At 64.4% G+C, this 21,812-nt stretch carries 19 protein-coding genes and 1 pseudogene; 13 read left to right on the forward strand and 7 right to left on the reverse strand.

Going from position 1 to position 21,812, the window contains the following annotated elements:
* The first annotated feature begins 1 nt into the window (after nt 1).
* The 5 genes and pseudogenes from FOY51_RS08730 to FOY51_RS08750 all read left to right on the forward strand — a co-directional run bounded on the left by FOY51_RS08730 (nt 2) and on the right by FOY51_RS08750 (nt 6,855).
* Entirely contained in the window at nt 2-1,741 is a 1,740-nt protein-coding gene (locus tag FOY51_RS08730; protein ID WP_149429820.1) for an ABC transporter substrate-binding protein, read from the forward strand.
* Nucleotides 1,723-2,271 (forward strand): adenine phosphoribosyltransferase, encoded by a 549-nt coding sequence (locus FOY51_RS08735; RefSeq protein ID WP_149429821.1) that lies wholly within the window; start codon nt 1,723-1,725, stop codon nt 2,269-2,271. Before FOY51_RS08730 ends, FOY51_RS08735 begins: the two co-directional genes overlap by 19 nt.
* A gap of 73 nt (nt 2,272-2,344) precedes the next feature.
* The gene (locus FOY51_RS08740) at nt 2,345-4,705 is read left to right on the forward strand and encodes a RelA/SpoT family protein (protein WP_149429822.1); all 2,361 of its coding nucleotides are present in this window, start codon (nt 2,345-2,347) and stop codon (nt 4,703-4,705) included.
* A gap of 101 nt (nt 4,706-4,806) precedes the next feature.
* A pseudogene (locus FOY51_RS08745) lies at nt 4,807-5,533 on the forward strand (endonuclease domain-containing protein).
* A gap of 74 nt (nt 5,534-5,607) precedes the next feature.
* Nucleotides 5,608-6,855 (forward strand): IS30 family transposase, encoded by a 1,248-nt coding sequence (locus FOY51_RS08750; RefSeq protein ID WP_149429823.1) that lies wholly within the window; start codon nt 5,608-5,610, stop codon nt 6,853-6,855.
* A gap of 40 nt (nt 6,856-6,895) precedes the next feature.
* Here the strand turns inward: FOY51_RS08750 and FOY51_RS08755 are convergent, their stop codons facing one another.
* Both FOY51_RS08755 and FOY51_RS08760 read right to left on the reverse strand, forming a co-directional pair.
* The gene (locus tag FOY51_RS08755; RefSeq protein ID WP_149429824.1) at nt 6,896-7,666 is read right to left on the reverse strand and encodes a peptidylprolyl isomerase; all 771 of its coding nucleotides are present in this window, start codon (nt 7,664-7,666) and stop codon (nt 6,896-6,898) included.
* 2 nt (nt 7,667-7,668) lie between these two features.
* Nucleotides 7,669-8,547 carry a peptidylprolyl isomerase gene (locus tag FOY51_RS08760; RefSeq protein ID WP_149429825.1) on the reverse strand — a complete coding sequence of 293 codons (879 nt, stop codon included), beginning with the start codon at nt 8,545-8,547 and terminating at the stop codon, nt 7,669-7,671.
* A 171-nt stretch (nt 8,548-8,718) separates the two neighbouring features.
* Between FOY51_RS08760 and hisS the strand changes: the two genes are divergently transcribed.
* Genes hisS through FOY51_RS08775 form a run of 3 tightly spaced genes read left to right on the forward strand, consistent with a single transcriptional unit; the run spans nt 8,719 to nt 11,634 of the window.
* Complete coding sequence (gene hisS / locus FOY51_RS08765; protein ID WP_149429826.1) at nt 8,719-9,993, forward strand: histidine--tRNA ligase; 1,275 nt, start codon at nt 8,719-8,721, stop codon at nt 9,991-9,993.
* A complete protein-coding gene (locus FOY51_RS08770) occupies nt 9,980-10,648 on the forward strand; it encodes a hypothetical protein (protein ID WP_353961360.1) in 669 nt (222 codons plus the stop codon). The genes hisS and FOY51_RS08770 overlap by 14 nt, the downstream gene beginning before the upstream one ends.
* Nucleotides 10,645-11,634 (forward strand): malate dehydrogenase, encoded by a 990-nt coding sequence (locus FOY51_RS08775; protein ID WP_149429827.1) that lies wholly within the window; start codon nt 10,645-10,647, stop codon nt 11,632-11,634. The genes FOY51_RS08770 and FOY51_RS08775 overlap by 4 nt, the downstream gene beginning before the upstream one ends.
* 1 nt (nt 11,635) lies before the next feature.
* Here the strand turns inward: FOY51_RS08775 and FOY51_RS27835 are convergent, their stop codons facing one another.
* The 3 genes from FOY51_RS27835 to FOY51_RS08790 form a co-directional block, all read right to left on the reverse strand.
* Nucleotides 11,636-13,033: a hypothetical protein gene (locus FOY51_RS27835; RefSeq protein ID WP_149429828.1), complete on the reverse strand. Its 1,398-nt coding sequence runs from the start codon at nt 13,031-13,033 to the stop codon at nt 11,636-11,638.
* A complete protein-coding gene (locus tag FOY51_RS08785) occupies nt 13,030-13,359 on the reverse strand; it encodes a type VII secretion target (protein WP_149429829.1) in 330 nt (109 codons plus the stop codon). The genes FOY51_RS27835 and FOY51_RS08785 overlap by 4 nt, the downstream gene beginning before the upstream one ends.
* 123 nt (nt 13,360-13,482) lie before the next feature.
* Nucleotides 13,483-14,394 carry a DUF5995 family protein gene (locus FOY51_RS08790; protein ID WP_149429830.1) on the reverse strand — a complete coding sequence of 304 codons (912 nt, stop codon included), beginning with the start codon at nt 14,392-14,394 and terminating at the stop codon, nt 13,483-13,485.
* 40 nt (nt 14,395-14,434) lie between these two features.
* Between FOY51_RS08790 and FOY51_RS08795 the strand changes: the two genes are divergently transcribed.
* The 3 genes from FOY51_RS08795 (at nt 14,435) to FOY51_RS08805 (ending at nt 17,390) form a co-directional block, all read left to right on the forward strand.
* The gene (locus FOY51_RS08795; protein ID WP_149429831.1) at nt 14,435-15,232 is read left to right on the forward strand and encodes a nuclear transport factor 2 family protein; all 798 of its coding nucleotides are present in this window, start codon (nt 14,435-14,437) and stop codon (nt 15,230-15,232) included.
* Between the two features lie 93 nt (nt 15,233-15,325).
* A complete protein-coding gene (locus FOY51_RS08800) occupies nt 15,326-16,321 on the forward strand; it encodes an NAD-dependent epimerase/dehydratase family protein (RefSeq protein ID WP_149429832.1) in 996 nt (331 codons plus the stop codon).
* Nucleotides 16,322-16,364: 43 nt separating this feature from the next.
* Nucleotides 16,365-17,390 (forward strand): Rv2578c family radical SAM protein, encoded by a 1,026-nt coding sequence (locus FOY51_RS08805; protein WP_149429833.1) that lies wholly within the window; start codon nt 16,365-16,367, stop codon nt 17,388-17,390.
* Nucleotides 17,391-17,394: 4 nt separating this feature from the next.
* Here the strand turns inward: FOY51_RS08805 and FOY51_RS08810 are convergent, their stop codons facing one another.
* Nucleotides 17,395-17,913 carry a GtrA family protein gene (locus FOY51_RS08810; RefSeq protein ID WP_149429834.1) on the reverse strand — a complete coding sequence of 173 codons (519 nt, stop codon included), beginning with the start codon at nt 17,911-17,913 and terminating at the stop codon, nt 17,395-17,397.
* A 23-nt stretch (nt 17,914-17,936) separates the two neighbouring features.
* Nucleotides 17,937-18,692, reverse strand: a complete 756-nt coding sequence (locus tag FOY51_RS08815; protein ID WP_149429835.1) for an ArsR/SmtB family transcription factor — start codon at nt 18,690-18,692, stop codon at nt 17,937-17,939.
* A gap of 117 nt (nt 18,693-18,809) precedes the next feature.
* Between FOY51_RS08815 and FOY51_RS08820 the strand changes: the two genes are divergently transcribed.
* Both FOY51_RS08820 and FOY51_RS08825 read left to right on the forward strand, forming a co-directional pair.
* Nucleotides 18,810-20,720, forward strand: coding sequence for a 2-oxoacid:acceptor oxidoreductase subunit alpha (locus tag FOY51_RS08820; RefSeq protein WP_149429836.1), 1,911 nt, complete (start codon nt 18,810-18,812; stop codon nt 20,718-20,720).
* Entirely contained in the window at nt 20,717-21,778 is a 1,062-nt protein-coding gene (locus FOY51_RS08825) for a 2-oxoacid:ferredoxin oxidoreductase subunit beta (protein ID WP_149429837.1), read from the forward strand. The genes FOY51_RS08820 and FOY51_RS08825 overlap by 4 nt, the downstream gene beginning before the upstream one ends.
* Nucleotides 21,779-21,812: the final 34 nt, after the last annotated feature.

Here is a 21,812-nt window from a genome sequence, read left to right on the forward strand (position 1 = left end):
CATGGGACAGCGCTTTGTGGGATTCCGCTCGGCCGAATACCGCGTCGCTGCTGCGACCGTCGCCATCGGCGCTCTTGCCGCGGGACTGCTCTCCTCCTGCTCGAGTACGGATCAGGTGCCGTCGATCGGCTACGCGGTGGACAGCCCGCTCACCACGTACAACGCGAACACGACGCAAGGCGCCGCCAGTGCCGCACCTGTGGCGTTCCCGCGGGTGCTCACCGGTATGAGCTACACGGGTCCCGAAGGCAATGCCATCGCCGATACGGACTACGGCACTGCCAACGTGGTGCCCGGCGATGCGTTGACCATCCAGTACCGACTCAATCCCGCAGGTGTGTACTCGGACGGCGTCCCCACATCCTGCGAAGACCTCGTGCTCGCATGGGCGGCCCGCAGTGGTCGCTTCACCAAGAACGACGACGCGGGCAAGTCGGTGCCGATGTTCGATGCAGCGAATACGGCCGGATACGCGGACATCGAGCGGGTGCAGTGCCAGGCGGGGTCCAAGGATGCGACGGTCGTATTTCGTCCCGGTCGCGGATTCGCGGAGTGGCGCTCGTTGTTCGGCGCGACGGATCTGATGCCCGCACACGTCGCGGCGAAGGTCGCGAACGTCTCCGACATCGTCTCCGTCATTGCGGCGAACGACAAGGACGCCGTCGGCCGGATCGCAGATTTCTGGAACAACGGCTGGAAGCTGACCCCGGGTCAGATCGATCCTTCGCTGTTGCCGTCGTCGGGTCCGTACCGGATCGAGTCGTACAGCAACGACGACGGATTGATCCTCGTCGCAAACGACAAGTGGTGGGGCAACAAGCCCGCAACTCCGCGAATCGTGCTGTGGCCCAAGAACACCAACATCAAGGACAAGGTCGCGTCGGGTGCGGTCGAGGTGGCCGATCTCGGCGCCAACTCGATCGACGGACTCGACTTCTCCGGGTTCACCCATGCGAATGCGCCGTCGCGCAACTCCGAGCAGCTCACGCTGGGAACGACCGGCGTGTTCGCGTCGCCGGACGCACGCAAGGCATTGGCGCTCTGCACTCCGCGGCAGGCACTCTTCGACAAGCTCGGGCACCCCGATTACATCAAGACCTCCGGTTTGGGATCGGGTCCGCTGAACTCGCGGTTGGTGCAGGCCGACACGCTGATCTACCCGGCCGAGTCGGGTGAGGGCGCCAAGTATCCGGGCGGCGACGTGCCGGGCGCCGTCGCTGCGCTCGCTGCAGCCGGTATTCAGACACCGACGGTGAAGATCGGTTACCTCGCTCCGGACGATCGTCGGGCGCAGACGGTCAAGGCGATCGCAGATGCCTGCAAGCCGGCAGGCATCAACGTCGAGGACGCGGGATCGCCACAGTTCGATCCGGCCGCCTTGCGTGCCGGCCAGGTTGAGGCAGTCCTCGGCGGCACGGCCGCCGCGCCCGGTTCTGCAGGCGCGACCGACAACACCGACGCGCGATTCGCGTTGCGTGCAGGCAGCGGAACCAACTACGGCAACTACAACAACCCGCGCTACGACGCGATCGTCGATCAGTTGTCGGTGGATGCGTCGCCTGCGACGCAGTTGAGCGCGTCGGGAGAGGCAGAGACGTTGCTGTGGGCCGAAATGCCGACGATTCCGCTGTTCAACGAGCCGCGGACCACAGCCTTCGCTGACGGCATGGAAGCCGGCATTCCGAATCCGAGCAAGTCGGGCGCCGGCTGGAACATGGACAAATGGGTACTGAAGCGGTGACCCGGGCCGACGTGGCGGGCGACGCCGTTCGACGGCTCACCCGCTGGTGCGACGACTTTCCAGCTCCGGGAATCCGCTTCGCCGATCTGACGCCGGTGTTCGCCGACGCCGACGGCTTCACCGCGGTCATCGACGCCATCACACAGGCAGCACCGGATGCCGATCTGGTCGCCGGCATCGACGCGCGTGGATTCCTGTTGGGTTCGGGTGTCGCCCTACGGTTGGGATCGGGTGTGCTGGCTGTTCGCAAGGCAGGCAAGTTGCCGCCGCCGGTACTGTCGCGCAGCTACGACCTTGAATACGGCTCGGCCTGCCTGGAAATCCCGGGCGACGGTATCGATCTGCAGGGTAAGCGCGTTCTGGTGGTCGACGATGTTCTCGCAACGGGCGGCACCCTCGTCGCGGCGGCCGATCTACTCACCGACGCCGGCGCGGATGTGATCGCGCTGGCGGTGGTGCTCGAGCTGGCCGAGCTGGGCGGTAGGGACCGCGTCGGAAAGTACCCGCTGACATCCTTGGTGCAGATCTGAGGACTAAAGTGGCGCCAGGTGCGGGGATTCCACTGTGCCATCGAAAGCCAGTGCGGCGGTAGGAGGTGACGACGTGACGCAGCATCTCGATAGGTCCGAGACCACCGAATCGGCCGACGCAGCGCCCGACGATACCGGCGCGCCTGCCACCGGGGTCGCACCCATCTCCGTCCCGTCTTCCGCGTCGCGTCGCGTGCGCGCCCGGTTGGCCCGTCGTATCACCGCCCAACGCCACGCATCGGTGAAGCCGGTCCTCGAGCCGTTGGTCGCCGTGCATCGGGAGCTCTATCCCAAGGCAGACCTGACGCTGCTGCAGCGCGCCTACGACGTCGCCGAAGAACGTCATGCGACCCAGATGCGCAAGTCCGGCGACCCGTACATCACCCACCCGCTTGCCGTCGCGAACATTCTTGCCGAGCTCGGCATGGACACCATCACCCTCGTTGCCGCGCTGCTCCACGACACGGTCGAAGACACCGGGTACTCCCTCGAGCAACTCACCGAAGAATTCGGCGACGAGGTCGCGCACCTGGTGGACGGCGTCACCAAGCTCGACAAGGTGAACCTGGGCACCGCAGCCGAGGCCGAGACCATTCGCAAGATGATCATCGCCATGGCCCGCGACCCGCGCGTCCTGGTGATCAAGGTCGCCGACCGGCTGCACAACATGCGGACCATGCGGTTCCTGCCGCCGGAGAAGCAGGCCCGCAAAGCCAAAGAGACGCTGGAAGTCATTGCGCCGCTTGCGCATCGGCTCGGCATGGCGACTGTGAAGTGGGAGCTCGAAGACCTGTCGTTCGCGATCCTGCATGCCAAGAAGTACGACGAGATCGTACGGTTGGTCGCGGATCGCGCGCCGTCGCGCGACACCTACTTGGCGAAGGTTCGGGCCGAGATCCAGTCGACGCTGAATGCGTCCCGGATCAATGCTGTGGTCGAGGGACGTCCCAAGCACTACTGGTCGATCTATCAGAAGATGATCGTCAAGGGGCGCGACTTCGACGACATTCACGACCTGGTCGGGGTGCGGATTCTCTGCGAGGAAATTCGCGACTGTTACGCGGCGGTCGGCGTCGTGCACTCGTTGTGGCAGCCGATGGCAGGGCGCTTCAAGGACTACATCGCGCAGCCGCGTTTCGGCGTCTACCAGTCGCTGCACACGACCGTCGTCGGGCCCGAGGGCAAGCCGCTCGAGGTGCAGATCCGCACGCACGACATGCACCGCACCGCCGAGTTCGGCATTGCCGCGCACTGGCGCTACAAGGAACTGCGCGGCAAGGATGCGGCGAAGCACGCCGATCTGACCGAGGTCGACGACATGGCGTGGATGCGTCAGTTGCTCGACTGGCAGCGGGAGGCAGCGGATCCGGGCGAGTTCCTGGAATCGCTGCGGTTCGACCTGGCCGTCAAGGAGATCTTCGTCTTCACCCCGAAGGGCGACGTCATCACGCTGCCCGCCGGTTCCACCCCCGTCGACTTCGCGTATGCGGTGCACACCGAGGTGGGGCATCGCTGTATCGGCGCGCGGGTCAACGGACGTCTGGTCGCCCTGGAACGGACGCTCGAAAACGGCGAAGTTGTCGAGGTCTTCACCTCCAAGGCGATCAACGCCGGGCCGAGTCGCGACTGGCAGTCGTTCGTCGTCTCACCGCGCGCGAAGACCAAGATTCGACAGTGGTTCGCGAAAGAGCGTCGCGAAGAAGCGCTGGAGGCGGGCAAGGACAACATAACAAAGGAAGTCCGTCGGGTCGGACTTCCGTTGCAGCGCTTGATGAATGCGGAGTCGATGGGTGCGATCGCCCACGAGCTTCGCTACACCGACGTATCCGCGCTTTACACCGCGGTGGGGGAGAACCATGTCTCCGCGCAACACGTTGTCCAGCGCTTGGTCGCCCACTTCGGTGGTGTGGGTGATGTCGAGGAGGAGCTGGCAGAGCGGTCGACGCCGTCCAACGTTCCGACGCGCGCGCGGACAGCTGGCGATGCGGGCGTGCTGATTCCGGGCGCGCCCGGCACCGTTGCGAAGCTCGCAAAATGTTGCACGCCCGTACCAGGTGACGAGATCCTCGGCTTCGTCACCCGCGGTGGCGCGGTGAGCGTGCACAGGACCGACTGCACCAACGCGGAGTCGCTGCGCGAGCAGGAAGAGCGGTTCATCGACATCGAGTGGGCGCCGTCGGCGTCGTCGGTGTTCCTTGTCGCGATTCAAATCGAGGCACTCGACCGTCACCGCCTGCTGTCGGACGTGACGAAGGTGCTGGCAGACGAAAAGGTCAACATCCTCTCGGCATCGGTCACCACTTCGGGCGACCGAGTGGCCATTAGCAAGTTCACCTTCGAGATGGGCGACCCGAAGCATCTGGGCCATGTTCTCAACGTCGTCCGCAATGTCGAAGGTGTTTACGACGTCTATCGGATCACCTCAGCGGCGTAAGTTCCTCGTCGAGTTGATGCTTATGGTGGCATCGGCCGAGTAGCCATCTACGCAACCATCAATTCGGCGGGCGTGTCGTACCCTCCGCGCAGCATCTGCTCATGGGGGAGTTCGATCGGCCATTTCTTGGATCGGCAGCATTGCGGGAAGGCAGGCTGACCCTGCACGCGCTTCGCATGGAGTGCTCGCGGATCTATCGAGATGTATACGTCCGCAAAGGAATTCGAGTCGATGCGCTTATTCGTGCCGAGGCGGCGCTGCGGTTCGGGGGCGGCGGCGCGGTGCTCGCGGGGTTGTCGACCACTCCGGCGCGTACCGCATTCGATCTCGGTAGACGACTTCCGTTCGGGCGAGCGGTGGAGGTTCTCGACGCGCAATGCCACAGGTGTGAAGCCGGTCGAGGTCATAGCCGTTGTCGATCGGCATCGTGGCGTGCGGGGGCTCGCACAGCTCCGACGAGTCCTCGAAGTGATGGATGGCGGCGCCGAGTCGCCGCCGGAAACGCAGACGCGGCTGCTGCTGATCCGGAATGGGCTGCCGCGTCCGAGCACCCAACTCGAGATTCGAGACGCGAACGGCTATCTGATCGCCCGAGCAGATCTCGGCTGGTGGGAATGGCGGGTGCTCGTCGAGTACAACGGTGAGCAACATTGGACGGACGGTCGTCAGCGCGCATGGGATATCGACCGCACGGCAATGTTGGAATCGATGGGCTGGGCGATAGTACGGGTGAGCGCAGCACCGCTCAGAGAGCGGCCGCACGTAGTGATCGAGCGGGTCCGCGCCAAAATGCTAACTGTCGGGACCCCGATTGCGACGGTGAGTTGATGGTTGTGCAGGCATCGGCCGACTTGGTCTCAAGGGGTGGATGCAACACCATCGGTTGATCGAGGAGTGTTGCAATGCCCTTGCCCCCTGTCAGAGCGGCGGTTCGAGAGTTCTGGGATCACATCCGTGGCGGTCGGACAACTGCAGATGCTGCTGATCGTGTGGGCGTGTCAGAAGCCACCGGAGAGCGATGGATCCGTGATGTGAAACCACACTTCACCGATCCCGAAACGGATGGGCCGCGACCACGCTTGAATCTCGCCGATCGTGTCGAGATCGAGGTCGGAGTCCGAATCGGCGAATCGCTGCACTCGATCGGAGACCGGTTGGGCCGGCCGGCCTCGACGATCAAACGCGAAATCGACGCCAACGGTGTGATTCGGTGTTTCGAACAGCACGGAATCAAATCGGGTTACCGCCGTAAAAAGATGTTCGGGGCACGACAAAGCGGTAACACCGCCCGCGTCGACTACCGCGCACTCGTCGCGCAGCAACGATCCGATCAACGAGCACGACGACCCAAGCAGGGCAAACTCGCGGCCATCGATGAGTTGCGAGAGGCCGTGCAGGACCGGTTGAGTGAGCAACACAGTCCCGAGCAGATCACTGCAACGCTGCGCCTCGACTACCCCGACCGCCCGGAGATGCAGGTGTCCCACGAAACGATCTATAAAGCGATCTACCTGCAAGGACGAGGCGGGCTGCGACGTGAGTTGGCGACGTGTCTGCGGACCGGTCGTGCACTGCGCAAACCCCGGCGCGGCGAACGCCGCGGCAAACGACACGACATGATCCTCATCAGCGAACGCCCTCCTGAGATCGAGGACCGGGCCATCCCGGGTCACTGGGAAGGCGATCTGATCATCGGGAAGAACCAGGGATCAGCGATCGGGACCATCGTCGAACGGACCTCCGGGATGGTGTTGTTGCTACATCTGCCCGACAACCACACCGCCGAAGCCGTTGCCGCGCAAACCATCCTGAAAATGGGTGAACTACCCGCCATCCTTCGACAAACGTTGACGTGGGATCAAGGCTCGGAAATGGCGAACCACGCCCAGATCACGACCGCCACCGGCCTCGACATCTACTTCTGCGACCCACACTCACCCTGGCAGCGCGGCACCAACGAAAACACCAACGGGCTCCTACGCCAGTACTTCCCGAAAGGCACCGACCTATCGGTGTTCCCCGCCGACTACCTCGACCACGTCGCCCTCAAACTCAACACCCGACCACGCAAACGCCACGGCTTTAAAACACCCGTCGCAATACTCAACGAACTACTCTCGAACCCACCCACTGTTGCATCCACCGCGTGATTCCGCCTGAGTAGCCATGTGCACAACCATCAACTCGACGTCAGGCGACGGTCTTGATCTGAACCGGCGTATTCGGCTTGCCGCCACCGGCGGACATGGAGCCGTCATCGCCTGCGGCTGCGATCTTCTCGATCGTCGCGATGCCTTCGGGGGAGATGGTGCCGAAGACCGTGTACTGCGGCGGGAGCGGCGAATCGTCGTAGACCAGGAAGAACTGGCTGCCGTTGCTGCCCGGCTGGCCGGTGTTGGCCATCGCTATGGTGCCGCGCGGGTAGATCACCGGCTGTTGAGCTGCCTGATCACCGGGCTGGAAGCTGGTGCTGGGGTATTCGTTGTCGTAGCCGTATCCCGGCCCGCCGGTTCCCGTGCCGGTCGGATCGCCGCACTGCAGAATCTTCAGCCCGGTCGTGCTCAGTCGGTGGCACGGCGTGTCGTTGTAGTAGCCCTGCGTCGACAGGCTGACGAAGCTGTTGACCGTGCACGGCGCCTCGGCCGGGTTCAGGGTCAAGCCGATCGGACCCTGATTGGTGTCCATTGCCAGCGTCTTGGTGCCCGTGGTGGCGACACCGCTCGTCTCGGGCGGCTGGACGGGCTTGGCGGGGCTACCTGCACTCGGGTACGAGCAGTCTACGGTGCCTGCCGGGGCAGGCGGTGTGGGGAGCTTGCCGAACGACGACATGTCCGTCGCTGCATCCGCTGACGTCGTCGACGCCGATGTGGTCGAGGCGGCGGAGCTGCCCGAATCGTCGGAACAGCCCAGTACCGCCACACCGAGACCCGCGCAGATCGCGGCAACTGCTATGCGTGGCATCATCAGTCCATCCTTACCGAGGTCAGCTGCACCGGGAGCTTCGGCTTGCCGTCGCCCATGCCGGTGTCGCCGTCGATACCGCCTGCGGCGATCTTGTCGAGTGTCTTCAGTCCGGTCTCGTCGACGGTGCCGAAGACGGTGTACTGCGGTGGCAGCGTGGAATCCGCGTAGACCAGGAAGAACTGGCTACCGTTGGTTCCCGGACCGGCATTGGCCATCGCGATGGTGCCACGCGGGTAGATGGCAGGCGTCTGGGCGCCTGCGTCGTTGGGGCCGAACTGGTCCGTGGGGAACTCGTTCGCGAACTGGTAGCCGGGGCCACCTGCACCGGTCCCCGCGGGATCGCCACACTGCAGAACCTTGAGGCCTTCACCGGTGGTGAGGCGATGGCACGGTGTGTTGTCGAAGTAGCCCTGGCTCGCCAGGCTGACGAAACTGTTCACGGTGCAAGGCGATTCGGCGTTGTTCAGGGTGAGACCGATGTTGCCCTGGGTGCTCTCGATGCTGACGCTGACCTTGTCGACCGTCGTCTGGATGCCGTCTGTACGCGGCGGGCTGACCGGCTTGGCCGCGGGCTGGGGAGACGGCGGGTAGGCACAGCTGACCGTGTCCGCGAGCGGAGTCTTGCGGCCCTTCGGCAATGGGGCTCCCTGCGGCGGCGCGTCGGCGGACGTCGTCGACGCGTCGGAGGCCTGGTTGGAATCGTCGTCGCCCTTGGTGACGGTGTAGACGAGCGCACCTGCGGCAACCAGCAGAACCAATGCCAGAACCGAACCGGCAATCGTGAGTTGCTTCCTCTTGCGAGCTCGCTGTGCGCGGTGCTCGAGTTGACGCTCGAGTTTGCGCTTCGCAGCCTCACGTCGCTGTTCGTTTGTGGGCACTGCTGTAGTCCTCCCGTGCTCGCTGTCTTGCTGCTTGGGGTATCCCTCGTGACGAGAAACACCCGGCTGGCCGGGAATGAGTGTGCCATTCCAACCTGAGACAACCCTGACCGGACCGATTTGCGAGCTACCGGTTGGACTCAGCGGGCGCAATTGGGAAAAGTAGTACCTGTGAGTAAGCCGAGCGCGTTCGCTGCCCCGAAGGGCATCCCCGATTACGTCCCTCCCGGATCTGCCGAGTTCATCGCGGTACGCGACGGACTTACCCGTCCGGCGCGCTTGGCCGGCTACGGACATATCGAGCTGCCGATCTTCGAAGACACCGGGTTGTTCGCTCGTGGCGTCGGTGAATCGACGGATGTGGTGAGCAAGGAGATGTACACCTTTGCCGATCGTGGCGATCGCAGCGTCACGCTGCGCCCGGAGGGCACGGCCGGTGTGATGCGCGCTGTCATCGAACATGGTCTCGATCGCGGACAACTTCCGGTCAAGCTGAGCTACGGCGGTCCGTTCTTCCGATACGAGCGTCCACAGGCAGGCCGTTATCGGCAGTTGCAGCAGGTTGGTGTCGAGGCGATCGGCGTCGACGATCCAGCGCTGGACGCCGAAGTGATCGCGATCGCCGACGCCGGATTTCGGGGACTCGGCCTCGACGGGTTCCGCTTGGAGATCACCTCGCTCGGCGACGACACCTGTCGCCCCCAATACCGCGAGTTGCTGCAGGAGTTTCTGCTGAAGCTGCCGTTGGACGAGGCCACCCAGCAACGCGCGCGAATCAACCCACTCCGCGTGCTCGACGACAAACGTCCCGAAGTCCGCGAGCTGACCGCCGATGCGCCCTTGATGCTCGATCACCTGTCGGAATCGGCGAAGTCCCATTTCGACGACGTGCTTCGCTACCTCGACGCGCTCGGAGTCACGTATGTGGTGAATCCGCGGATGGTGCGAGGCCTCGACTACTACACGAAGACGACCTTCGAATTCGTGCACGACGGCCTGGGTGCCCAGTCGGGTATCGGCGGTGGCGGCCGCTACGACGGACTGATGGCACAACTCGGCGGACAACCGTTGTCCGGCATCGGCTTCGGACTCGGTGTCGACCGAACGATGCTCGCACTGGCCGCCGAAGGCAAGACTGCCGGCACGCCGGAGCGCTGCGATGTGTACTGCGTGCCACTCGGCGACGACGCCAAGTTGAGACTCGCCATGATCGCACAGCAGCTGCGAGCCAACGGTATTCGCGTAGACCTGGCCTACGGCGGTCGCAGTGTCAAGGGGGCGATGAAGGCCGCCGACAAGTCGGGTGCACGGTTTGCGCTCGTCCTCGGCGATCGCGATCTCGCCGACGCCACCATCGGACTCAAGAACCTCGGCAACGGTGAACAGCAGCAGATTCCGCTCGACGACGCGGTTGCGACGGTGGGTGACCTACTTGACCGGTCCTGATCGAGCCGATCCCGATCGCGCCGATCCTGCATACCCGGCGCCCCAGCGCACACCGCTCGATCTCGTTCCGCCACGGCTGTTCGCGCCGCGGTTGCGAAAGATCGCTCTGATCGCGGTGGGCGTGGGAATCGTGGTCGGGGTTGTGGCCGCGATTTTTCTGCCGTGGCCGATCGCGCTCGCCATCGGCTTGGTGGTCGGGGCGCCGACGGCAATGTCGGCGGTTTTCGGCATGCGGGGTCGGATCTGGCTGGCCGGCAACACCGTTCACGTGCGTCGCGTACTGGGGGAGCGGCAGGTCGATGTCTCACGGACGGTCAGCGCCGAGCTGCTGGTTCACGTGGCCCGCGTGAGTCAGGTCGGTGTTCGTATCGGCGACGGAAACAAAACGGTCACCGTGCCCCTTGCGCTCTATGCCCACGGCGGCGGCCGGGAACTCGATCTTGTCGCGTTGCGCAAGCTCGCCGATGCGCTGGCAGCGGGAGAACTCGTCGCGGCAGCCGCCGTTGCATCCGTTCTCGTGCAACAACTTCGCGCGGAAGCTCTCGACGCAGGCCTGGAGCAGCGACCGCTCTATCGGGCAGTGAAGATTGCGACGGACGCCGGTCGCACGCCTCGCACCACGCTGACCGACTCGGAGGTGGCAAGCCTGCTATGACCAATTCGCCAGTGACCGTGACAGTGACCGGGGCATCCGGTCAGATCTCCTATGGCATGCTGTTTCGCATCGCGGCGGGTGCTATGTTGGGCCACGACACACCGGTTCGCCTGCGACTCTTGGAAATTCCCGCCGCCATCCGATCGGCGGAAGGTGTCGCCATGGAACTCGACGACGGCGCGTATCCGTTGTTGTCGTCCATCGACATCACCGACGATCCGCGAACCGCCTTCGACGGCAGCGGTGTCGCTCTGCTCGTTGGAGCCCGCCCGCGCACCAAGGGCATGGAGCGAGCCGATCTGCTCGCCGCAAACGGCGCGATCTTCACCGAGCACGGCACGGCGATCAATGCGGTTGCGGCCGCCGACGTAAAAGTGTTGGTGGTCGGGAATCCCGCCAACACCAATGCCTTCATCGCGATGAGCAACGCACCCGATGTGCCGCGTAGCAGGTTCACGGCACTGACTCGGCTCGACCACAACCGGGCCATCGCACAATTGAGTCGCAAGACTGGTGCACCCGCCGCGGACATCGCGAAAGTTGCTGTCTGGGGTAACCATTCGGCGACTCAGTATCCCGATCTGTTTCACGCCACCGTCGCTGGTCGACCCGCGCTCGACGTGGTGAACGACGAGGCGTGGCTGACCGACGACTTCATTTCGACAGTGCAGCAGCGCGGAACGGCGATCATCGCGGCGCGCGGATCGTCGTCGGCAGCCAGTGCGGCAAGCGCGGCCATCGACCACATCCACGACTGGACGTTGGGAGCGCCCGACTGGGTGTCCATGGCGGTCTGCTCGGACGGTTCCTACGGTGTCCCCGACGGCCTGATCTCGTCGTTTCCGGTCACCTGCGAGGCCGGCGACTACACGATCGTCCCCGATCTCGAGATCGGGGACTTCTCGCGAACCCGTATCGACGCAAGCGTTCGGGAACTGGTGGACGAGCGCGCTGCCGTCGTCGAACTGGGTTTCGCGGCAGGCTGATTCAGTCCAGGTAGTCGTCGTGGACGTCGTCGAACTCGTCGGGGTCCGGTGCGCCGATCACGGGTGATACCACCCGGGGAAGCTCGCCGACGACGTCGGAGTTGTTGACCGGACGGTTCAGGTAGCTGGGCGTGTTGTGCTCGTTGTCGCCGCCGCCGCCACGACCTGCGGCACCCATCATGCCGCCCATTCCACCCATGCCCGACATCCCGGACGCGGTGGTCCCGGTCGGAACTCCGGCGACTCCGCCGGTCGGTGCTCCCGGTGCGCCCGACAGTCCGCCCGGCGCCGCGGAACCCAGTGCTTGCCGGCCGCCTGCTGCCGATCCGCCGCCGAGCAGACCGAGTGCGCCGCTGCCGAGTCCGCCTGCGCCGCCGACACCGCCGCCACCGATTGAAGTTCCCGCCGCGTGTGTGGCCGCAGGCCCCAGCAGCGCACCGGAACCGTCTGCGCCGGAACCCAATCCGGATGCATACGTAGACGATGGGTCGGAGCCCGCCGAGTTACCGCTGACACCCTGCACAACGCCCTCGACACTCTTCGTCGCCGAGTCGATCAACGGTTTGCCCTGATCGACGGCTTGCGACGCGGCCGCGAACGGCGACTGGCCTGGCGCACCCATCGGTGCCGGACCCGCGGGCACCGACAGCGGACCTGCGAGAGCGGCCATATGCGCTGTGTGCGTGGTGAGTTCACCGCGCGTCTGCGCTACGACGGCCAGCGCCTGACCGAGATGGTCTGCCGCGGAAGCCATCAGCATGGCTTGGCCCGGCGGTGTGAAGATCACCGGAGCCGCAGCAACCGCGGTCGCAACGAACGACTGGACGATTCCGGCGAGCTTGATGTTGCCGCGTTCGACGGAACCGGCGGCATCGCGAGTCACGGCCGAGATGTCCTTGCCGCGCTTGCTGACTTCGTCGCCGCTGACCTGGGCGCTCTGACCCATCGCCTGCGCATTCTGCGCGGCACCGCTCTGCCACACCTGGTCCAGCCCCTTGAGGCCGGTCTGACCCAGCTGCAAGGCGCCGTCGAGCGCAGAGGACACCTGCGAAAGGATCTGCGTCGGATCGAACGCGCCCAGCACGCCGCTACCGAATCCGCTCGCAAGATCCGTCAGCGGCTTCAACAGCTGATCGATGCCGGGTAGGGCTGGGATGCCGTCGCCCTGCAAGAGCATGTCCAGCGGATTGGGCGGCAGCGCCGGGGCAGCTGCGATCGGAGACGGCAACATTGGTGGCAATGCACCCGTGGCGGACGGCTGCGGCAACTGTGGCAACGGCAGATCGAGGAACGGCCCGGCGGGCGAGCTACGCAGCGCGTCGAGAACGGTGGGTTGATAGGCCGGGTTTTGGAACGCCGGGGTTTGGTAAGCAGCGGGTTGGTACACGGGTGAGCTCACGGCCGCGCCTCGATCCCGTTGCCGACGGCACCCAACGCCGCAGCGGACCTGTTGTCGGTGCCTTCGTACGAGGCGGCGGTATCGTTCGCCGCCGTCGCGGTTGCGGCGTAGTGGCCTGCCAGTTCGAGCACTGCTTTCGAATGGTTGGTCTGCGCCGCACCGAATGCCGACAGGAAGTCGATGCCGATGGCGCCGAACACAGGAGTCAGCGTCGTGATGTTGGCCTGTAGGTCGTAGACACCTTCGTTGAAGATGCGCGACGCGACTTCACCCGATGTGTGTCCGTAGCTTCGAATGCCGTCCGGTACTGCATGAACTTCGCTCATTGGCCCCCCCAATCGCCAGTGTGGCCGTATCGGCAAGCCACCTTACGAGACGTCGACCGCCTCCCCTGATAGTGAAATATAGCGGAGGGACGCCGAGGTGACACACGTGCACACGCCGTCGAATCAGAGGCCGCCCAGGCGAGTCAAGACCTCCAATGCCACATCGGTGGTGCGCCACAGGGCGTCGATCTCGCCCTGGGTGCCCGCGGCGAGCTGGGGATTCTGCAACGCGAGGCCGTTGGAGAAGGTGATCACGTTGTAGCCGTTGTCGGCCGCGCGCAGCAACAACCCGCTGGCCACGCCCTGCCCGACCACCCGGTCCAATCCCTCACCGACGAAGTAGAACCGCCACAGCGGGCCCAAGTCGGCGCCGTACTCGGCCTTCGTCCGGTCGACGATCGCGCCGCCGTGGGTGGCGATCGAATCGACGATCTTGAAGAAGTCGGGCGCGTTCTCGGGGCGGGTGCCCACGGCGGCGACGGACTCGGCCAGGTCAACGGTGAGGTGCGAGTTGTAGCCGGCCATGGCCACTCGGGCGGGCGACAACGTGCATTGCCGGGTCAGCTCGAAGTAGTGGGCCCAGGCAGGCGTGGTCGTGCCACCGGTAAATTCGGCGTGGATGTTCCGCAGGAACCGCGATATCAGTTCCAGGCTGATTCGGTGCGCGTATTCGGTGTCGACGAACGAGCCGGGGGTGTGTTGCAGCGGCATCACGGCGTCCTGCTCGACGGCATCGAGGCCGAGGGGGAACATTCCGCGCCAATCCTTGTGCGACACCAGGATATCCGTGAGGCGCTTGTTCTTGGCGACCGCGTCATCGAGTTTGGCGAGCGTCGTTGCGCCGGTGATCGACGCCGGATCGGACAGATGAGCGATCGTGTCGATCTCGCGTGCGCTGAGAGGCGACCCACACGCTGCGGCAGGCACGGGCGGCGTGGCTGCGGCGGTCCCCGCCGACAAGGCGGGCGCGAGGAGAACAGTCGTTACTAGAGTGGCAAGGCTGACGATTCGTGGCTTTCGGCGTCTCCGGTGCATCGCAGGAGAGTAGCGGGTCGACCTGCGTTAGGTTCTGCGTATGTCACGCAATCCGTCGCCCGCCGATCTGCTGGCCGTGGTGCAGCGATCGCCCGATGCGGTGAAGATTCACGACCGCGACGGGTGGGTCGCGCTCTACTCCAGCGATGCCGAGGTGAACGACCCGGTCGGGTCGGAACCACATACCGGACGCCTCGCCATCGGGCGCTTTTACGACACGTTCATCGGGCCGAACACCATCACGTTTCGGGTGGATCACGACGTGGTCTGCGGAATGTCGGTGGTTCGCGATCTGACCGTGGTGACCAAGATGTCCACCGGCGCGGTTCTCGAGGTGCCGATGCATTTGCGCTACGACGTGGTCGAGGAGGGCGGCGCGCTCGCGATTCATCGTTTGTATGCGCATTGGGAGCTGCCGTCGATGGTCGGTCAGCTCGCGAAGTCCGGTCGAAAGGGAGTGCTGGCGTCGAGTCGACTGGCGCCGCAGCTGCTGGGCAACCAGGGCGCGCGGGGGGCGGTCGGGTTCATGAAGGGCTTCAGACGCGTCGGGCAGACCGCGAAGAACAGCTGCGTGGCATTCGTCGATGCGGCGCGACGAGGCGACGTTGCCGGTGCTCGGGCATTGCTCATGCCCGGTGCCGTGGTGGAGTTGCCGTTCGGTACCGCGAAGTCGATCGAAGAGGTTGGTGCGGCTCTACGTGATGCTCGCGTGCACAAGCTGATCGCTGCAGGTCACGTAGTGAGCGCGAGCATCGATCTGGGCTCGCGGCACGGCGTCGCGTTGTTTGCGTTCGGCGACCGTGGCAACAAGATCGAGCGTGTGCAAATCTTCCTCTGACCGGCGTATTTCTGAAATTCTGCTGAAAAACGGCGCAAAAACTAGAACCTGTTCTACTATCGTCTGATTGGCCCGATCGGATGGAGTCGTGGAATGAAGGTTGCCGTCACCGGTGCAGCAGGGTTCGTGGGTAAGAACCTGATCAACCAGCTGGTCGAGGCCGGGCACGAGGTCGTCGCGATCGATCGGTTGCGATCCGATCGGTGCAGGCAGGACGGCGTCACGTGGATCGACGGCGACGTGCTCGACGCGAAGTCGATGATCGATGCACTCGACGGCGCGGAGCAGGTTTTCCACCTGGTCGCGATGATCACCCTCGCTCAGAAGGACGATCGAGCCTGGACGGTCAACACCGTCGGTGTTCGCACGGTCGCGCAGGCGGCATTGGCCGTGGGTGCACGACGAATGGTGCATTGCAGCTCGGTGCACTCCTTCGATCAGGCGATCTGCAACGGCAGGCTCGACGAGACGTCCGCGAGATCCACCGCGCCGACGATTCCGGTGTACGACCGGTCCAAATGGTTCGGCGAGGTGGAATTGCGCAAGGTGATCGACGCGGGGCTCGACGCCGTCATCTGTAATCCGACGGGTGTGTACGGCCCGGTTGATTACGGTCTGTCCCGAATCAACGGCATGCTCCGCGATTCGGCGCGCGGCCGGGTCCCCGCGGTGATCGAGGGATCTTTCGATCTGGTCGACGTGCGCGACGTGGCGGCCGGACTGGTCGCGGCAGGGGAGAAGGGCCGTACCGGCGAGAACTATTTGCTGACAGGCGAAATGGTGACGATGTTCGATGCGTTCCGCATGGCTGCGAACTTTGCAGGCCGACGCGGGCCGCGGTTCGCCGTGCCGATGCGCTTCATCAAGCCGCTGCTGCCGATCGCCGAGCCCATAGGTACGCGGTTCGGTACCGACGTGGTGTCGAAGGCCGCGATGGGCGCATTGCTCGCGGCACCCAAGGTCGACGGCGCCAAAGCACGAGCAGAACTTGGCTACGGCCCCCGAACAGCTGCTCAGACCATCCGCGACCTGGTCGGTTTCTACGTTGCGTCGGGCCAGCTCGGCGCGCGGTCGGCGCTGCCTGCGTAGTTCGGTGTTTGACATCGCCTAGAACGCATGTTCGACTGTCGTCATGCGATGGCAGGGCCAGGCGTTGGACGCCGACGACGGTGCGCTGCCCGGGCTCGAGCGGTCGGGGTTGGTGCGGAGTGTGCAGACGCCGGAGTTCGAGGGCGTCACCTTCCACGAAGTGCTGTGCAAGAGTGCGCTGAACAAGGTTCCGGGTGAATCGGACCTGCCGTTCGACTGGACGATCAACCCGATGCGGGGCTGCTCGCATGCGTGCCGGTACTGCTTCGCGCGCAGCACGCACGAGTACCTCGACCTCGACGCCGGCAGCGATTTCGATACGCAAATCGTGGTGAAGACCAATGTCGCGGCGGTGTTGCGCAAGGAATTGGCACGGCGTTCGTGGCGGCAGGAGCACGTCGCGCTCGGCACCAACACGGATCCCTATCAGCGGGCCGAGGGTCGATATCGGTTGATGCCGGGCATCATTGCTGCTCTCACCGACTCTCGCACGCCGTTCTCCATCCTCACCAAAGGCACACTGCTGCGGCGCGATCTCCCATTGCTGACGCTTGCGGCGCAGCAGGTATCGGTGGGAATCGGGGTGTCGCTGGCGATCCACGATCCTGATCTGCAGAAGTCGATAGAGCCGGGAACGCCGTCGCCCAAGGCGCGGCTCGAACTGATTCGTGCCATCACCGATGCCGGGCTGCCGTGCAACGTGATGGTCGCGCCGGTGATTCCGTATCTGACCGATTCCACGTCACATCTGGATGGCCTGCTCGCGGCGATCGCGGATGCCGGCGCGACCGGCGTCACAGCATTTCCGATGCACCTGCGGGCGAGTACGCGCGGCTGGTTTCTCTCCTGGCTGGCGGAACAGCATCCAGCCTTGGTGAAGCGGTACCGATTGCTGTACGGCAGGGGAGCGTATGTGGCGCCGGGGTATTCGGCCTGGCTGAAGGGCCGCGTCGGTCCACTCATCGCCGAGCACGGTCTCGGCGGCAGGTCAGAGCATCGCAGCACGGAGGCGCATGCGCGTAGCAGTCGACCGGTGCGCGTTCCGGAACGTGAGCTGACGCTGTTCTGAGCTATTACCGCTCGGCCGACAACAACGGCGTGGGCTGCGACTCGTCGATCGGAAAGACGTAGCGGCGCATTGCCCACCAGCGGAAGGCCATGGCGAGCAGCGTGCCGATCAGGGATGTGCTGACGAAGTCCGCGATGTTCTCGACGAACACCGACACGTTGGGCGTGCGGAGGTGGAAGACATAGCTGGAGATGTAGAGCGGGACCTGGTTGATCGCCATGCCGATACCCGCGACGACGAAGAACAGGGCCGCTTCGTGGTGGCGTTGCCGCCCGCCGCGCTGTGTGAACGACCATTCGCGGTTGAGCACGTAGGACAGCACGGTTGCGACCAGCACCGCAATCACGTTCGCCGTCACCGGTTTGTCATGGAGAACGGTCCATTTGAGCCCGAAGAACAAGACGAACGTGACTACGAAGCAGATGCCGCCCACGATCAGGAATTTGAGCGCCTCCGCGTGTTTGACCAGCGTCGCCAGCCACCCCTCGGGGATGCGATCGACTATGTGCTGGTTCAGTGACATCGCACCAGACTACTTAGCTTTGCTCACCAGAGCTTCATCGGAAGAATCGCACCGGTCTCCAAGAGCGACTTCAGGTTGGACAACACCGCAGGCCAGCCGCCCGCCGCCTTCGTCAGATCGTCCTCGTCGAGGTCGAAATGCGACACGGTGAGACGGACGACGCTGCCGAGCGACTTCACGTCGTATTCAACGCGTGCCTGCTTCGCGGGATCCGCCGCGTCGGCCCAGGTCTGCACCAACCGGACGGGCGGGTCGACCTCCAGAACGGTGCCGACCACATCGACCGTCCCGGCATCGTCGAGCCGCCTGTGTTCCCAGCTAGAGCCGACGGTCCAGTCCGAGACGTTGTGGTGGTCCCAGTACTCGGCGGTGATCTCCGGGTCGGTCAGGGCCTGCCAGAGCTTCTCCGGTGTCGTCGCGATGTAGGTGACATAGACGTAGCTGGGCTTGTCGGTCATGGTGGACTCCAATCGTTGTTTCACGCGGCGCAATGTACGCAGCCGTGGTTCTTCGAAATTGCCGATCCAGCGCGCCTGGATGTCGTGGATCGGCACCGGGTTCAGGTAGTGCAATTTCTGGCGGCCGTGCCGAACCGTCGAAACGAGATTTGCCGCCTCCAGTACGGCTAGGTGCTGGCTGGTCGCCTGCCGAGTCATCTCGGTCTCCGCGCACAGCTCGCCGAGCGTCTGCCCGTTCGTGGCGCGAAGCAGGTCGAGCAGGTGCCGACGAGTCGGATCGGCAAGCGCCTTGAAGGCGGAATCGAGATCGTCGACCGGCATGTCGACCACTATAGGCAAGCAATTGCTTGCATATCAAGACTTGGCGCGTCGTCTGCGGGTGAACAGGCGCTGACGTAGCGTGGATCGAAGAGCACCGCCGACGAGGGTGGAGGGTCTATGACGTCCGATATCGCAGCCACGCCGCTGGAACGCGTCGTGATCAGATTCGCAGGCGATTCGGGTGACGGTATGCAACTCACCGGTGATCGATTCACCCATGAAGCGGCAGCATTCGGAAACGATCTCGCCACCCAGCCGAATTTCCCTGCCGAGATCAGGGCGCCGCAGGGCACGTTGCCGGGTGTCTCGTCGTTTCAGATCCAGATTGCGGACTACGACATTCTGACGGCGGGCGATCATCCGGACGTGCTGGTGGCGATGAATCCGGCAGCGCTGAAAGCCAATGTCGGCGATCTGCCCCGTGGTGCAACGATCATCGCCAACGCCGACGAGTTCACCAAGCGCACGCTGGCGAAGGTGGGGTACACCTCGAATCCGCTCGACGACGATTCGCTGGCGGCGTTCGCCGTCCATCAGGTCCCTATGACCACGCTGACCCTGGGCTCGGTGGAGCCCGCGGGACTGAGCAAGAAGGACGGCCAACGGGCGAAGAACATGTTTGCGCTCGGACTGCTGTCGTGGATGTATCACCGTCCCATCGGGGGGACCGAGCAATTCATGCGCGCGAAGTTCGCGGCGACGCCGGAGATTGCCGAAGGCAACGTTCTTGCGTTCAAGGCCGGCTGGAACTACGGCGAAACCACCGAAAGTTTCTCCACCACATACGAAGTCGCGCCTGCGAAGCTGCCGTCCGGGACGTATCGGCAGATCACAGGGAACACGGCGCTCGCGTACGGCGTCGTGACCGCTGGGCAGCTGTCCGGATTGCAGGTGTTCGTCGGCACCTATCCGATCACTCCCGCTTCCGACATCCTGCACGAGCTGAGCAAGCACAAGAACTTCGGCGTGACGACGTTTCAGGCGGAGGACGAGATTGCCGGTATAGGCGCGGCCCTCGGTGCGTCGTTGGGCGGATCGCTCGGTGTGACAAGCACTTCCGGTCCGGGACTTGCTCTCAAGAGCGAGACGATCGGCCTTGCGGTCATGACCGAACTGCCGTTGTTGGTGATCGATGTTCAACGCGGCGGCCCGTCCACCGGCCTGCCGACCAAGACAGAGCAGGCAGACTTGCTGCAATCCCTGTTCGGGCGCAACGGTGAGTCACCGGTTCCGGTGCTGGCGCCGCGCTCGCCTGCCGATTGTTTCGACGTCGCAGTCGAGGCCGCGCGCATCGCGTTGACGTATCGCACGCCGGTGCTGTTGCTTTCCGACGGTGCGATAGCGAACGGCTCCGAGCCGTGGGCGATTCCCTCGGTCGCGGACCTCGAGCCGATCGATCCGAAGTTCGAGACGCCGCCGACTGCCGAGCAGCCCAACGCTTTTCAGCCGTATGCACGCGACCGCACCACACTCGCGCGGCCATTGGCCGTTCCTGGTACCGCTGGTCTGGAGCACCGCATCGGCGGGCTGGAGAAGGCAGACGGTAGCGGAAACATCTCCTACGATCCGGCCAATCACGAACTGATGGTTCGTTTGCGCAAGGCGAAGATCGACGGGATCGCGGTGAGCGATCTGGTGGTCGACGACCCGACCGGGGACGCCGACGTACTGGTTATCGGGTGGGGGAGTTCCTACGGTCCGATCGGCGAGGCGTGCCGTCGAACTCGGCGGGTCGGACGCAAAGTCGCGCACGCACACCTACGTCATCTCAACCCGTTCCCGGCGAATCTCGATACGGTGCTGCACAAATACCCGACGGTGATCGCGCCGGAGATGAACATGGGCCAACTGTCGATGCTGCTGCGGGCGAGGTACCTGGTGGACGTGGTTCCGGTGACGAAGGTGGCAGGACTGGCGTTCTCGGCGGGGGAGTTGGAAGACGTGATCGGCGCTGCGCTGGACGGAACGATTCGACAGCGCGAACCGGCGAAAACAGCTGCGACACTTGCCGAGGCGACCTACCGATGACCGATCTGGACTTCACGGCATTCGACGACGTACCCAAGACGGATGTGCCGTACAAGGCAAAGGACCTGACGTCGGACCAGGAGGTTCGTTGGTGTCCCGGCTGCGGTGACTACGTGATTCTTGCGACGATGCGTAGCTTCTTGCCCGAGCTCGGCCTGCGCCGCGAGAACCTGATGTTCGTGTCCGGGATCGGCTGCTCCAGTCGGTTCCCGTACTACCTGGACGCCTACGGAATCCATTCGATCCACGGCCGCGCGCCTGCTATCGCAACAGGTTTGGCCGTTACCCGGCCGGATCTGTCGGTGTGGGTGGTGACGGGTGACGGGGATGCGCTGTCCATCGGCGGCAATCATCTGATCCACGCGTTGCGGCGCAACGTGAACATCACGATCCTGTTGTTCAACAACAGGATCTACGGGCTCACGAAGGGGCAGTACTCGCCGACCTCGGAGGTGGGGAAGGTGACCAAGTCGACGCCGATGGGATCGGTGGATCACCCGTTCAACACGCTGTCCCTGGCGCTGGGCGCCGAAGCCACTTTCGCTGCCCGCGCACTGGATTCGGATCGCAAGGGCCTCACCGAGGTGCTCCGGGCGGCGGCGCAGCATCGTGGCGCGGCCTTCGTGGAAATTCTGCAGGATTGTCCGATCTTCAACGACGGCTCGTTCGACGTACTGCGCAAGGACAATGCCGAGCAACGCTTGATCCGCCTGACACACGGCGAACCGATCCGCTTCGGCAACGACGCCGAATTCTGCGTCGTACGAGACGGATTCGGCCTTGCGGTTGCGCAGACCGCCGACGTCGCTGCAACAGACATCGTGGTGCACGATGCGTACACCGACGACCCGGAATACGCCTACGCCTTGTCGCGGCTGTCCGATCAAGATCTGCAACACGTGGTGACAGGCGTGTATCGCAGTGTCGCTCGGCAGAGCTACGACGATGGTGTGCGGGCCCAGTTGCGCGAGGCTGCGGAACGGAAGCCGCTGGGGCCGGATTCGTTGCAGGACCTGCTCGACGGCCGAGAGACCTGGACGGTCGGACCAGGACGCTGAGTAGCGAGTTACTTCGTTGCGCCACATAAGTATT

The sequence above is a fragment of the Antrihabitans cavernicola genome, from assembly GCF_008297975.1.
GTDB lineage: Bacteria > Actinomycetota > Actinomycetes > Mycobacteriales > Mycobacteriaceae > Antrihabitans > Antrihabitans cavernicola.

Excerpts from the sequence above, each read along its gene's own strand:
- FOY51_RS08795 (WP_149429831.1), top strand. The coding sequence starts at position 14,435 with ATGTCACGCAATCCGTCGCCCGCCGATCTGCTGGCCGTGGTGCAGCGA.
- FOY51_RS08810 (WP_149429834.1), bottom strand. The coding sequence starts at position 17,913 with ATGTCACTGAACCAGCACATAGTCGATCGCATCCCCGAGGGGTGGCTG.
- FOY51_RS08775 (WP_149429827.1), top strand. The coding sequence starts at position 10,645 with ATGACCAATTCGCCAGTGACCGTGACAGTGACCGGGGCATCCGGTCAG.
- FOY51_RS08730 (WP_149429820.1), top strand. The coding sequence starts at position 2 with ATGGGACAGCGCTTTGTGGGATTCCGCTCGGCCGAATACCGCGTCGCT.
- FOY51_RS08790 (WP_149429830.1), bottom strand. The coding sequence starts at position 14,394 with ATGCACCGGAGACGCCGAAAGCCACGAATCGTCAGCCTTGCCACTCTA.
- FOY51_RS08825 (WP_149429837.1), top strand. The coding sequence starts at position 20,717 with ATGACCGATCTGGACTTCACGGCATTCGACGACGTACCCAAGACGGAT.
- FOY51_RS08815 (WP_149429835.1), bottom strand. The coding sequence starts at position 18,692 with ATGCCGGTCGACGATCTCGATTCCGCCTTCAAGGCGCTTGCCGATCCG.
- FOY51_RS08820 (WP_149429836.1), top strand. The coding sequence starts at position 18,810 with ATGACGTCCGATATCGCAGCCACGCCGCTGGAACGCGTCGTGATCAGA.
- FOY51_RS08805 (WP_149429833.1), top strand. The coding sequence starts at position 16,365 with ATGCGATGGCAGGGCCAGGCGTTGGACGCCGACGACGGTGCGCTGCCC.
- FOY51_RS08750 (WP_149429823.1), top strand. The coding sequence starts at position 5,608 with ATGCCCTTGCCCCCTGTCAGAGCGGCGGTTCGAGAGTTCTGGGATCAC.
- FOY51_RS08785 (WP_149429829.1), bottom strand. The coding sequence starts at position 13,359 with ATGAGCGAAGTTCATGCAGTACCGGACGGCATTCGAAGCTACGGACAC.
- FOY51_RS08800 (WP_149429832.1), top strand. The coding sequence starts at position 15,326 with ATGAAGGTTGCCGTCACCGGTGCAGCAGGGTTCGTGGGTAAGAACCTG.
- FOY51_RS08735 (WP_149429821.1), top strand. The coding sequence starts at position 1,723 with ATGGGTACTGAAGCGGTGACCCGGGCCGACGTGGCGGGCGACGCCGTT.
- FOY51_RS08755 (WP_149429824.1), bottom strand. The coding sequence starts at position 7,666 with ATGCCACGCATAGCAGTTGCCGCGATCTGCGCGGGTCTCGGTGTGGCG.